Genomic DNA, 11,980 nt, shown 5'->3' with positions numbered 1-11,980 from the left:
CGTATAGAGGCAACATGAATGACAACAAGAACAATTATACGTACAATTATTGCAGTTTTTTTGATCACTGGCATTTTCCTAATGGCTTATTACACTAGCATACAGGTATTTCACAACAAAAATGAAACACGCACCACGAATAAACAGCAACAGAATTTAGTTAGAAAAAATAATGAATCACATATAGCCTTAAAGCTTCCGACAGTTATGAGTAATGCTCCGCAAATTAAGGATATTGATCATTATTTGAGTGAAAATGAATATAACGGAACGGCAACAATATATGAAAATGGCCAATTGAAGTTAAACAAAGGTTACGGTTTGCAAAACTTTACAAAAAATCGGACGAATAAGCCCGACACAATGTATTTAACTGGCTCTGTACAAAAACTAACAACTGGTATAATGATTAAGCAACTTGAAGAAGAACATAAAGTTGATATAAATCAATCTATCGAAACGTATATACCATGGTTTAAAACAGATAAACCAATTACCGTCAAACAGTTAATTTTTCATAAGAGTGGTTTAGCAAAATATAAGCCTAACTTAAAATACAAAAAGTTAGATGATGCTGTCACTGCGATTCACAAACAAGGCATAGATGAGGCGTATTATAATAAGTATCGTTATAATGATGCGAATTATTTAGTGCTTGCACAAATTATCGAAACGATCACTGGTAAATCTTTCGAGGAGAATTTTGATCAACGTTTGTTAAAACCATTACATTTACAACATACTGCATTTTACAATAATCCAAATTTCAAGCATAAAATGGCAACGGGTTATAAATTAAATGAAGGTAGTGAGCAACCACATGCGCAACGTACGAAATATTTAAATCATTATTATGGTGCGGGTAATCTTTATATGACGCCGCTAGATATGTGTAAATTAGTCTATGGATTACAAAACAATCAATTTTTCAATAGCCAAGTGACAGGACCATTAATTCATGAAAGCTACACAAAGTCGTATCCAATTCCTTATAGATATGGTTTTTATACTTTTGCTGATAAGAATAGGATAAATGGTAAGTTTTTTGGACAGACGTTCACAGTATATTTTAATAATCGTTATATCATTGTATTAGGTTCTAACTATGAGACATTTGATTTTAAAAATGAAAATTTATTAGAATATATATACAAAAATATTTTGAATCAGATCGGTACTTATAATGAGGTGGGTGTTCCTTATCAAGTGGGCAATCAATAACTTTATGTAAGTATTTATGATGAAACAAAACAAAAGGTTAAGACAATGAGATAAAATTGTCTTAACCTTTTTGTATATAATTAGTATATTAGATGCAATGTTGGAGGGAATCTATAAATAAATTTTTGAAAATTTCAGGATCAATTGATAATACAACAGTACAATTTGGCTGTGGTGATTTAAAATCAGTCACAGTTGCACCTTTAGTTAATTGGCCTGATACTTCTATTTGTACATTTGCTTGAGCTGTTTCAAATTTGTCAGGATGTAATAAATAGAGAATGGTATAAGCATCATAAACGTTTGTACCTTTCTCAAAATCATCGCCACGATAATGTCTGAATAATTGATGTAACATTTTGCCAGTTTGATTTAACTGATTTAATTGATTAACAGTAGCATGACTGAGTGTAGAACTTCTAGCAACATCTAGACCAACCATAGTAATGGGTAGGTTTGAATTAAAGACAATTTGTGCAGCCTCAGGGTCACAGAATATATTAAATTCTGCTAATGGTGTGATATTTCCTCGACCAGCACTGCCGCCCATGAGCACTATTTGACGGATATGTTGTTTTACTTCTGGATATGTAGAGACTAGTAGTGCAATATTCGTAAGCGGTCCAATAGGTACAAGTGTGATAGGGGTGTCACTTTGTAACAGTAATGCTTTCATTGCTTCTACAGCATGAATATCACTTATGGTCGATTGATCAATAGCAGGGAAGTCATAACCATTCATGCCAGACTCACCATGGACAACACTTGCATCAACGATATCTGTTAACAATGGATGCGCAGCGCCTTGATAAACCGGTACATCGCTATTGAAAAATTGTTTGAGTTTCAATGCATTTGCAGTAGTTTTATCAATGCCTACATTTCCATTAACTGTGGTAATCATTTTTACATCTAATTCAGGATGGTTCAGCGCAATGCTAATGGCAGCAGCATCATCTATACCTGGATCAGTATCAATAATAATTGGTAATTTATTAGACATTATAAATAGCCTCCTATAATAAGAATAAAATATTTTGCTTATAATATTATTTTACAATGAAATAAAGAATAAATGTTGTGAAGCACTTTAAATCATAACAATAAAAAAAGACTTCTCCGAAGAGAAGTCTTTTACTTTGGATTATAAGTGACTTGAGTGTCCACCTTGCATAACCCAGTACGTACCAATAACAGTGATTAAAGTAATGATAATCGCAAATACTACTTTGAATCCTTGGACGTTACCGTCTTTACCTTCAGTTAAGTGCATGAACATTAATAATTGAACAGCTGCTTGAATGAAAGCAAATCCGAAAATAATTGTAATCTTAGCGTTCAATGACATTGAAGTATACAATGTTACGAATATTGCTAAGATAGTTAGAACGATAGAAGCGATAAAGCCTACAGTGTGTTTTACTATTGTATTCATCCGCTATACACCATCCCTATCATATATACGGCAGTGAAGATGAAAATCCACACAACATCTAAAAAGTGCCAGTATAAACTTACTATAAATAATTTAGGAGCATTATCTTTATTTAACCCTCGCATTGCAATTTGGATTAATAAACATGTAATCCAAACAATACCTAATGAAACGTGGGCACCATGTGTTCCTAATAGAATAAAGAAACTAGACCAATAAGAACCAATAGTTGGATTAACACCTTCATGTGCATAGTGAGCAAATTCATAGATTTCAAAACCAACGAACACTACACCAAGCAATACAGTGATAATCATCCAAATCATCATTAGTTTTTGCTTTTCTTGTCTCATGTAGTAAATTGCAATACCACAAGTATAAGAACTGATTAATAACGAGAATGTCATTATCAATACAAGTGGTAATTCAAATAACTCAGTAGTCATTTTACCAGCATAGTCGCCACCATGTTGTAATGTCAGTAAAGCTGCAAATAACGTACCAAATAATGAGAATTCTGCTGTAAGGAAAATCCAAAAGCCAAGTTTATTCAAATTACCTTCATGCGAACGAGAATCTATTGTGTTAGCATCATGACTCATGACTTACAGCCTCCCTTTCTTTTATACGTGCTTCACGTAAACGTTTTTCAGTTTCAGCAACTTCTTCTGCATGGATATGGTAACCATGGTCGACTTGGAAACTGCGGTAAATCATTGTTCCGAAGATACCAATTAAGCAAAGAATTGCTGGAATGATAGTTTCAAATATTAAGAAGAAACCACCAATCGTCATAAAGATACCCATCCATAAACCAACAGCAGTGTTGTTAGGCATATGAATATCTTTGTAATTATGGTTGTCTAAATAATGACGACCGTGTTCTTTCATATCAACAAATGTATCATAGTCATTCCAATCTGGAGTGATTGCGAAGTTGTATTTAGGTGGAATTGCTGATGCAGTAGACCACTCTAAAGTACGACCTAAACCATCCCAGTTATCACCAGTTGCTTCACGTGGTGCTTTGAAGAAACTGTATACGATACTTGCTACTAAGAACATGAAGCCTAATGCCATTAATAGGGCACCGATAGTTGAGATTACGTTTAATAACCACCAACCATCTTCTGGCATATAAGTGTATAAACGACGAGGCATACCATCTAATCCAAGTACGAATTGTGGTAAGAAACAAACGTTAAATCCGATCATGAATAACCAGAAACACCATTTGTTTAATGTCTCATTTAATTTATAACCAGTCATCTTAGGATACCAGAAGATTAAAGCACCAAGACAGGCAAATACAACACCAGTAACTAATGTGTAGTGGAAGTGTGCCACTAAGAAATAAGTATTATGGTATTGATAGTCTGCTGCAGCCATCGCTAACATTACACCAGTAACCCCACCTAATAAGAAGTTAGGGATGAAGGCTAATGAGAATAACATTGGCGATTCAAAACTAATACGACCTTGGTATAAAGTGAACAACCAGTTAAATAGTTTAACACCGGTTGGTATACCAATTAACATTGTTGTAATTGAGAAGAATGAGTTAATCAATGCACCATTACCCATTGTGAAGAAATGGTGAACCCAAACTAAGAAACTTAAGAATGCAATACCTGCAGTTGCCCACACCATGCTTTGGTGTCCAAATAAACGTTTACGAGCAAATGTAGGAATGATCTCAGAATATATACCAAATGCCGGTAGGATAACGATATATACTTCAGGGTGCCCCCATACCCAGAAGAAGTTAGCCCATAACATTGGCATACCACCGTCAGCAACGGTGAAGAATGCTGTTCCAAAAATTCTGTCTGTAGTGAATAATGCTAAAGCAACTGTTAACACAGGGAATGCCAAGATAACAATCAATGCAGTGATAAAAGTTGTTACAGTGAACATTGGCATTTCCATAAATTTCATTGTAGGTGATTTACATCTAAGTATTGTTACGAAGAAGTTAATACCTGTCATTAATGTTCCGATACCAGAAATCTGGATTGCTATTAGGTAATAGTTAACCCCAGGTCCTGGACTAAATTCTCCGGCAAGTGGAGCATAGTTTGTCCAACCAGCAGCAGGTGATCCACCTACGATAAATGAAAGGTTGAATAAAATCATACCTGCGAAGAATAACCAGAAACTAATACTGTTCAATACAGGGAATGCAACGTCGCGTGCACCAATTTGTAATGGTACAACTACGTTCCATAAACCAAATACGAAAGGCATTGCCATAAAGATAATCATGATAACGCCGTGCGTACTAAAGATTTCGTTATAGTGGTTTGATTCTAAGAATTTATTATCTGGAATTGTTAATTGAGCACGAATAAGTAATGCGTCAATACCACCACGAACGAACATTAATACTGCACAGATTAGGTACATTGCACCAATCTTCTTATGGTCGACAGATGTGAACCATTCTTTGTAAAGATATTTCCATAACTTGAAGTAAGTAATTACTGCGATCACACCGATAACTAAGAATGGCGCACCAATTTGTGCCATTGTAATCATCCAGTTACCATGAACGATCAATTGATCCCATGGAAAATTCATTAATGTCCACCTCCATGCTCTTGATCTTTGTTCTCAATTTTAGATGCTTCTTTATCTTTAGCACCTTTTGAGATTTTTTCCATTTCGTCCATATTATGTGATTCATCTTTCTTGAATTTACCATCATATGGCTCTTTGTTGCCTAAGATCATGGCTTTCATACCATGACGTTCGTAGTTAGCGTTTGTAATCTGCGGTTTACGTGCAGGTTGATCCGGTTTATCTAAGATATCCTCTGTAATTTGTTTTTCAGAGTTGAAGTTTGGATCTTTTTGTACGTAATTATAGCGATCATAAGCATAGAAGATATACTCAGGATCTGCAGCAGGGTCAACAAACGCCATGTGCGTACCACTGAAAGTTAAGTTTTTATTTTCAGTAGTAGGTAAAAGTTGCTTGTCAAATGTATCTTGATCTAATACTTTTTGACTTTGAGCATCTTTAACCCAATCCTTGAATTTACTTTGACTTACTGAGTGAACGTCAAATGTTTGACGAGCGAAACCTTCACCATTGAAGTTTGAGTTACGACCTCTGAACGTACCTTCTTTATCAGCAGTTAACGTCCAGTCCATCGTCATACCAGTCATCGCGTATTTCTGACCACCTAATTGTGGAATCCAGAAACTAGTCATCATATCCATAGATTGGAGTTTAAAGATAACCGGGCGATCTTTCGGAATAGTTAAGTGATTAACTGTTTCGATTTTTTCTTCAGGGTAACTAAAGAACCATTTATAACCAGCACTCGTAGCGTAAACAACAAGTGGGTCATCTTCTTTAGCCGGTGGTTTTTCGTATTCGTAAAGTGATTTAACCGTTGGAATGGCTAAAGCAATTACGATAATCACAGGAACAATAAACCAAATTGTTTCAAGTAAAGAGTTGTGGTGCATTTTACCAGATTCTGATGTATTTCCTATTCTGTATTTGAATAAGAACACAGCGAACATGATAAGCACCGCGGCAATAATAACAAGCATGAAGATGATTGAATAAATAATCAAGAACTTCGAGTCACTTGCCATCGGCCCTTTTGGGTTTAAAACTTCTACATTGGAACAGCCACTAAGTAAAATTAGTGAGCCAAAGAGTAGAAGCAAAGACTTAAATTTTGACACTTTTTTGACCTCCTAATACTACAATTGTAGGGCTTACCATCAATTTTAAGATATTACGCAATATTTACAAGTCTTTCTGAGGAAAAAATTATTGTAAAATTAAAACAAGCCCAACAGACTCAAGGTCTGACGGGCTTTTAAAGATTTGTTAAAATTATGTGTACATTTTGTGAAAAGTGCCATATTTTAATATAATTGATAATTTTAGTTGTTTATATAGGTATATTGGAAGCAATTTAACGTAATTTAGTTGATTATTTTACTTCTATATAATGTGTTGATTTTCCAATTGCACCATCTGAATCTTCGACTTTATAAACGACTTTATATTTTCCTGGCTTTGAAGTATCAATATCACCATCTACAGTTATTTTATGTGTCAGGTCGCCATCTTCTTTGTCAAACGCACGGACACCTTTTAATGGTTGATATGCGTCTCCCTTATGTATAATTGTATCTTTTGTACCTTTTAATTCTGGAATAGAGTTATCAGTAGCTTCTGCGCTTAGGTTAGGTGTAACAAGCGTTGCGGAAACACCTAATGCTGATAAAGACTGTAATAATTTGTTCATAACGCTAACCTCCGAATGAAAGCCATTGATTTATTTAACTTAACTATACTGTAATCTACGTTTAAAATCATCATACTATAGTCTTAATATACCGTACGACTTTAAATTTAAATGAAAATTTCAGTTAAAATTTAGTAAATTGAACTTTTTGTGAAATTTATCACGTAAACCTTTCAAATGTAAATTAATTGTATTAAACTAATTTGTGAAAGAAAGAATAAATGGCTAGGGGAGTGTCAAGTATGTTAACAGAGAACGAAAAAGCAATTATTAAAGAAACAGTACCAGTATTACAAGAAAAGGGTACAGAAATCACGTCATTTTTCTACAAAAGAATGTTTAATCAACATCCAGAATTAAAAAATATGTTTAACCAAACGAATCAAAAGAGAGGACTTCAATCCACAGCATTAGCTCAAAGTGTATTAGCTGCTGCATTAAACATTGAAGATTTAACGCGTATTTTACCAGTAGTAAAAGAGATTGCATATAAGCATTGTGCGCTACAAGTACCGCCAGCAGGTTATGACATAGTTGGTGAAAATTTAATTGCTGCAATTGAACATGTGCTAAGTTTGGAAAATGATAATCCAATCGTTCAAACTTGGACAAAAGCTTATGGTGAAATTGCAAATGTGTTTATCTCAGTTGAAAAAGAAATATATGAACAAATGGCATGGAGTGGTTTCAAACCATTCGAACTCATTGATATAGAACGAGTTACTGACAATATTAAGTTATTTACGATTAAATCAACTGAAATAGATTTAAGTCAATTTGAGCCAGGACAATATATCACGGTAGATGTTGAGAGTGAGAAATTACCATATCGTGCAAAACGTCATTATTCTATTGTAGAAGGTAATGTTGATCAATTAAGTTTTGCTGTTAAAAGAGATGTTACAGAGAATAATGAGGGAGAAGTTTCAACAATTTTACACGATGAGTTCAAAGTTGGTGATATGATTAATTTATCTGCACCAGTTGGTGACTTTGCATTAAATAATGTGTCTAAACCACAATTGTTTATCGGTTCTGGAATCGGTGTAACACCATTAGTGCCAATGTTTAGACACGTTGTATCTAGTCAAGGAACAGCACAATTCATTCAAAACACGAATGATATTGACCAAATTCCATTCCAAGATAAGCTATCTGAAATTGCAAATAATGAAGATAATGCTAATTATATCATTCACGACAAAAACCAAAATGGTTATATCGATGCTGAATATTTAAAACAGTATTTAACAGATGATACAGAAATTTATGTTTGTGGTGGAACAGAGTTCTTGAAATCTATCATCGGTATATTAAAAGAAATTGGAGTAGCAACTGAGCGTGTACATTTTGAATCATTTATTCCAAAATTAAGTGTCGGAGTATAATATATAATTTATATAACGTTAAAACCAAGTTAACCCTTTAAAAATGATATATAGAAGTGACTGGGAATTAAATCTCAGAAAAATGCCCCCAAAGATTAAAGTAATCTCTTGGGGGGGCATTTTTATAGTAAAAACAATCATTATTTGTTTGGTACGAATAGGTTATGATGTTCGAAATGCCAAACATTTGTGTAGCTAATAATAAAAGGAAAAGGCAATTTCTATCACATTCGATAGAAATTGCCTTTTTAACTGGATAAATATCTTAACATCCAGACTATTATCTTACTCAATACCTCTACGTAATTTTTCTGCAATTAATGTATTATTTAATACCATTGTGATTGTCATTGGACCGACGCCACCTGGAACTGGTGTGATTGCACCGGCAATTTCTTTCACTTCATCATACTCGACGTCGCCTTTTAATTTACCATTTTCATCAGGTGTATTTCCGACATCAATAACAACAGCACCTTCTTTAACATCATCCTTTGTAACGAGACCAGGTCTACCAACGGCACTTACAATAATATCTGCATCTTTTAAATGTTTATGCATGTCTTTTGTTCTTGAATGAAGAATCGTAACAGTCGCATTTTTTTGTAGCAATAATTTTGATACTGGTTGTCCAACAATATGGCTACGTCCAATAATTACTGCTTCTTTACCTTCAATATCGATATCTGCATGATTTAATATTTCCATAATACCTAAAGGTGTACAAGGTACAAACGTTTGCTCATCGATATAAAGTTTACCAATATTTTCAGGATGGAATCCATCAACGTCTTTTGCTGGGTTGATTGCTTCTAAAACCTTTTGTTCACTCACTTGTTTAGGGAGCGGTACTTGTACTAATATACCACTTACTGTTTCATCTTCGTTTAAGCGTTTAAGTTCTCCAAGAACTTCCGCTTCAGTAGCAGTTTCATCTAAATGGACGATTTCTGAAATCATACCAATTTTTTCTGCGGCTTTCTTTTTAGAATTAACATAACTTTGACTCGCGCCATCATTACCAACAAGGATAACTGATAACTTTGGAGTGAAACCTTTCGCTTGTAATGCTTCAACTTGATCTTTTAGACCTTGTCTATAATCTTTTGCAATTTGTTTTCCATCTAATATTTTTGCGACCATGTAAATATGTCCTCCTCGAATGTTTAAACTTCACTTAACTTCCTTAACTTAACTTTAACATAAAACACAGCATAAATTTCAACCAAAAGACGTAGATTGAGTTATTTTTTTATAATAAAGTTCGATTTTTGATTGAAAAAGCATAGTTTAGTTGTTATGCTATATCTGTAATATACAACTATTAGCAGTATTATTTCAAATATCTGAAAGGGTGTTCAACTTGAAAGTGGTAGTCATTATGGGTAGTTCTTCTGATTGGGAAACAATGAAAGAGAGTTGCCAAATGTTAGACCAATTTGGAATACCGTACGATAAAAAAGTAGTTTCCGCACATCGTACGCCTCAATTAATGTTTGAATTTTCAAATGAAGCGAGAGCGAATGGTTATGATGTCATTATTGCAGGTGCTGGAGGCGCAGCGCATTTACCAGGAATGGTAGCCTCTATGACAACATTGCCAGTCATTGGTGTGCCTATCGAATCGAAGAGTTTAAAAGGGCTGGATTCTTTACTCTCAATCGTGCAAATGCCAGGTGGTATCCCAGTCGCTACAACAGCAATTGGTAAAGCTGGTGCGAAAAATGCCGGAATACTTGCAGCCAGAATGTTAAGTATCGGTAATGAAACAATCCAAAAGAATTTGGAAAATTATGAAAAATCGTTAGTCGAGAAAGTGAGTGAAATGCAGCATGATCTTCAATAAGTTAAAATTCGGCTCAACAATTGGCATCATAGGCGGAGGTCAATTAGGTAAGATGATGGCACAATCCGCACAAAAAATGGGTTATAAAGTTATTGTTTTAGACCCAGATGCTGATTGTCCATGTCAACATGTTGCGCATCAATTTATCAATGCAAACTATGATGATTTAGCAGCTTTGGAGTCATTAGGAGAAGCATCAGATGTCATCACTTATGAATTTGAAAATATTTCAGCTAACCAACTACAAACACTAGTCTCAAAATATAACGTTCCTCAAGGTTATGAAGCAATCCAATTGTTACAGGATAGATTAACCGAAAAAGAAACATTACAAAAAGCAAATACTCAAATTGCGCCGTTTGTACAATTAACAGAAAAAAATGACATAACTCAGGCTGTAGCAGAAATTGGTTATCCGTTTATCGTTAAGACACGATTTGGTGGCTATGACGGTAAAGGACAAATTTTAGTCAGAGATGAAATGGATTTAGAAGAAGCACAAGAACTCATTTCGAATCAAGAATGTGTTGCAGAGAAGTATTTAGATTTGTATAAAGAAGTTTCTTTAACAGTAACAATCGGAAATGACAATCAAATTACTTATTTCCCATTACAAGAAAATGAACATCAAAATCAAATATTATTTAAAACAATTGTTCCTGCACGTGTAGACAAAGAACAGGAAGCGCGTAATGAAGTTAACAAGATAATCGAAAAGATTCATTTTGTTGGTACATTCACTGTAGAGTTCTTTATCGATACTGACAATAAACTCTATGTTAATGAAATTGCGCCAAGACCACATAACTCAGGTCATTATTCAATAGAAGCTTGTGATTATTCGCAATTTGATAGTCATATATTGGCAATTACTGGTCAAAAATTACCTGAGTCTATCGAACTTTTAAAACCAGCTATAATGATGAATTTATTAGGCAGAGATTTAGATATTTTAGAGGATCAATTTTCAGAACACCCAGAATGGCATGTCCACATATATGGTAAGAACGTACGTAAACCAGATAGAAAGATGGGTCATTTAACCGTACTAACAGATGATATTGAACAACAAGAAGTAGACTTGCTACACAAATTTGAAGGGAGACATCACTAATGTCCTTGTTATATGAAGGAAAAGCGAAACGTATCTATTCAACTGATACAGAAAATGTATTAAGAGTTGAGTATAAAGATGAAGTTACTGCAGGTAACGGTGCCAAAAAAGATCATATCGAAGGTAAAGGTCGTCTGAACAACCAAATCACTTCAAGAATATTTGACTATATTAAAAAAGAAGGAATTGGTAGTCATTTTATTGAACAAATTTCTGAAACAGAACAACTTGTTGAAGCTGTAGAAATAATTCCGTTAGAAGTGGTGGTAAGAAATATTGCAGCTGGATCAATTACAAAGCGTTTAGGCTTTGATAAAGGTCATGTATTTGAGACACCTTTAGTTGAATTCTTCTATAAGAATGATGATTTAAATGATCCGCTTATTACTGAAGATCACATTGGTTTATTAAATCTTGCAAGTGAGTCTGAAGTAGAAGTTTTAAAGCAATCTGCTAAAGCCATCAATGCTAAATTAGTACAATTAATGGATGAAATGGGATTGAGATTAGTAGACTTTAAAATCGAATTTGGTAGAACGCAAGACGGACGTGTGATCCTTGCAGATGAAATTTCACCTGATACATGTCGTATTTGGGATAAAAATAGTGATACTAACTTTGACAAAGACGTATATCGTGAAGACACTGGTTCAATTATTGAAACTTATCAAACATTTTTAAATAAACTGGAGGCATTATAATA

12 protein-coding genes are annotated in these 11,980 nt (G+C 34.1%); 5 read left to right on the top strand and 7 right to left on the bottom strand.

What is annotated here, in order from left to right; genetic code table 11:
* The first annotated feature begins 18 nt into the window (after positions 1–18).
* Positions 19–1,221 carry a serine hydrolase domain-containing protein gene (locus ACF91D_RS23920; RefSeq protein WP_107527701.1) on the top strand — a complete coding sequence of 401 codons (1,203 nt, stop codon included), beginning with the start codon at positions 19–21 and terminating at the stop codon, positions 1,219–1,221.
* 88 nt (positions 1,222–1,309) lie between these two features.
* On the opposite strand, the gene rihC is transcribed toward ACF91D_RS23920, so the two are convergent.
* The 6 genes from rihC to ACF91D_RS23890 form a co-directional block, all read right to left on the bottom strand.
* Entirely contained in the window at positions 1,310–2,224 is a 915-nt protein-coding gene (gene rihC / locus ACF91D_RS23915; protein WP_107527700.1) for a ribonucleoside hydrolase RihC, read from the bottom strand.
* A gap of 141 nt (positions 2,225–2,365) precedes the next feature.
* On the bottom strand, positions 2,366–2,656 hold the full coding sequence (qoxD, locus tag ACF91D_RS23910) for a cytochrome aa3 quinol oxidase subunit IV (RefSeq protein ID WP_042739864.1): 291 nt from the start codon (positions 2,654–2,656) through the stop codon (positions 2,366–2,368).
* A complete protein-coding gene (gene qoxC, locus ACF91D_RS23905) occupies positions 2,653–3,258 on the bottom strand; it encodes a cytochrome aa3 quinol oxidase subunit III (protein WP_042739865.1) in 606 nt (201 codons plus the stop codon). The genes qoxD and qoxC overlap by 4 nt, the downstream gene beginning before the upstream one ends.
* A complete protein-coding gene (gene qoxB, locus ACF91D_RS23900; protein WP_107512261.1) occupies positions 3,248–5,236 on the bottom strand; it encodes a cytochrome aa3 quinol oxidase subunit I in 1,989 nt (662 codons plus the stop codon). The genes qoxC and qoxB overlap by 11 nt, the downstream gene beginning before the upstream one ends.
* Positions 5,236–6,357 (bottom strand): cytochrome aa3 quinol oxidase subunit II, encoded by a 1,122-nt coding sequence (qoxA, locus tag ACF91D_RS23895; protein ID WP_042739867.1) that lies wholly within the window; start codon positions 6,355–6,357, stop codon positions 5,236–5,238. The genes qoxB and qoxA overlap by 1 nt, the downstream gene beginning before the upstream one ends.
* 254 nt (positions 6,358–6,611) lie before the next feature.
* Positions 6,612–6,929, bottom strand: coding sequence for an immunoglobulin-like domain-containing protein (locus ACF91D_RS23890; RefSeq protein WP_107527699.1), 318 nt, complete (start codon positions 6,927–6,929; stop codon positions 6,612–6,614).
* 242 nt (positions 6,930–7,171) lie between these two features.
* Here ACF91D_RS23890 and ACF91D_RS23885 point away from each other — a divergent pair, with 242 nt between their 5' ends.
* Positions 7,172–8,317, top strand: a complete 1,146-nt coding sequence (locus tag ACF91D_RS23885; protein ID WP_107527376.1) for a globin domain-containing protein — start codon at positions 7,172–7,174, stop codon at positions 8,315–8,317.
* A 285-nt stretch (positions 8,318–8,602) separates the two neighbouring features.
* On the opposite strand, the gene folD is transcribed toward ACF91D_RS23885, so the two are convergent.
* Positions 8,603–9,460 carry a bifunctional methylenetetrahydrofolate dehydrogenase/methenyltetrahydrofolate cyclohydrolase FolD gene (folD, locus tag ACF91D_RS23880; RefSeq protein WP_107527377.1) on the bottom strand — a complete coding sequence of 286 codons (858 nt, stop codon included), beginning with the start codon at positions 9,458–9,460 and terminating at the stop codon, positions 8,603–8,605.
* A 220-nt stretch (positions 9,461–9,680) separates the two neighbouring features.
* Here folD and purE point away from each other — a divergent pair, with 220 nt between their 5' ends.
* From purE to purC, 3 genes are read left to right on the top strand one after another with little or no spacing between them, the layout of a single operon-like run.
* On the top strand, positions 9,681–10,163 hold the full coding sequence (gene purE, locus ACF91D_RS23875; RefSeq protein WP_107512257.1) for a 5-(carboxyamino)imidazole ribonucleotide mutase: 483 nt from the start codon (positions 9,681–9,683) through the stop codon (positions 10,161–10,163).
* The gene (purK, locus tag ACF91D_RS23870) at positions 10,150–11,277 is read left to right on the top strand and encodes a 5-(carboxyamino)imidazole ribonucleotide synthase (RefSeq protein ID WP_042739872.1); all 1,128 of its coding nucleotides are present in this window, start codon (positions 10,150–10,152) and stop codon (positions 11,275–11,277) included. Before purE ends, purK begins: the two co-directional genes overlap by 14 nt.
* Complete coding sequence (gene purC, locus ACF91D_RS23865) at positions 11,277–11,978, top strand: phosphoribosylaminoimidazolesuccinocarboxamide synthase (RefSeq protein ID WP_042739873.1); 702 nt, start codon at positions 11,277–11,279, stop codon at positions 11,976–11,978. The genes purK and purC overlap by 1 nt, the downstream gene beginning before the upstream one ends.
* The last annotated feature ends 2 nt before the right edge of the window (positions 11,979–11,980 follow it).

Source organism: Staphylococcus sp. 231237_7MaSpsaltlick, assembly GCF_043107035.1.
This window is presented reverse-complemented; position numbering and strand designations above follow the sequence as displayed.

Bases quoted from the DNA above. Each gene is read 5' to 3' on its own strand.
- rihC (WP_107527700.1), bottom strand. From the start codon at position 2,224: ATGTCTAATAAATTACCAATTATTATTGATACTGATCCAGGTATAGAT.
- qoxB (WP_107512261.1), bottom strand. From the start codon at position 5,236: ATGAATTTTCCATGGGATCAATTGATCGTTCATGGTAACTGGATGATT.
- ACF91D_RS23920 (WP_107527701.1), top strand. From the start codon at position 19: ATGACAACAAGAACAATTATACGTACAATTATTGCAGTTTTTTTGATC.
- purC (WP_042739873.1), top strand. From the start codon at position 11,277: ATGTCCTTGTTATATGAAGGAAAAGCGAAACGTATCTATTCAACTGAT.
- folD (WP_107527377.1), bottom strand. From the start codon at position 9,460: ATGGTCGCAAAAATATTAGATGGAAAACAAATTGCAAAAGATTATAGA.
- qoxC (WP_042739865.1), bottom strand. From the start codon at position 3,258: ATGAGTCATGATGCTAACACAATAGATTCTCGTTCGCATGAAGGTAAT.
- ACF91D_RS23885 (WP_107527376.1), top strand. From the start codon at position 7,172: ATGTTAACAGAGAACGAAAAAGCAATTATTAAAGAAACAGTACCAGTA.
- purK (WP_042739872.1), top strand. From the start codon at position 10,150: ATGATCTTCAATAAGTTAAAATTCGGCTCAACAATTGGCATCATAGGC.
- ACF91D_RS23890 (WP_107527699.1), bottom strand. From the start codon at position 6,929: ATGAACAAATTATTACAGTCTTTATCAGCATTAGGTGTTTCCGCAACG.
- qoxD (WP_042739864.1), bottom strand. From the start codon at position 2,656: ATGAATACAATAGTAAAACACACTGTAGGCTTTATCGCTTCTATCGTT.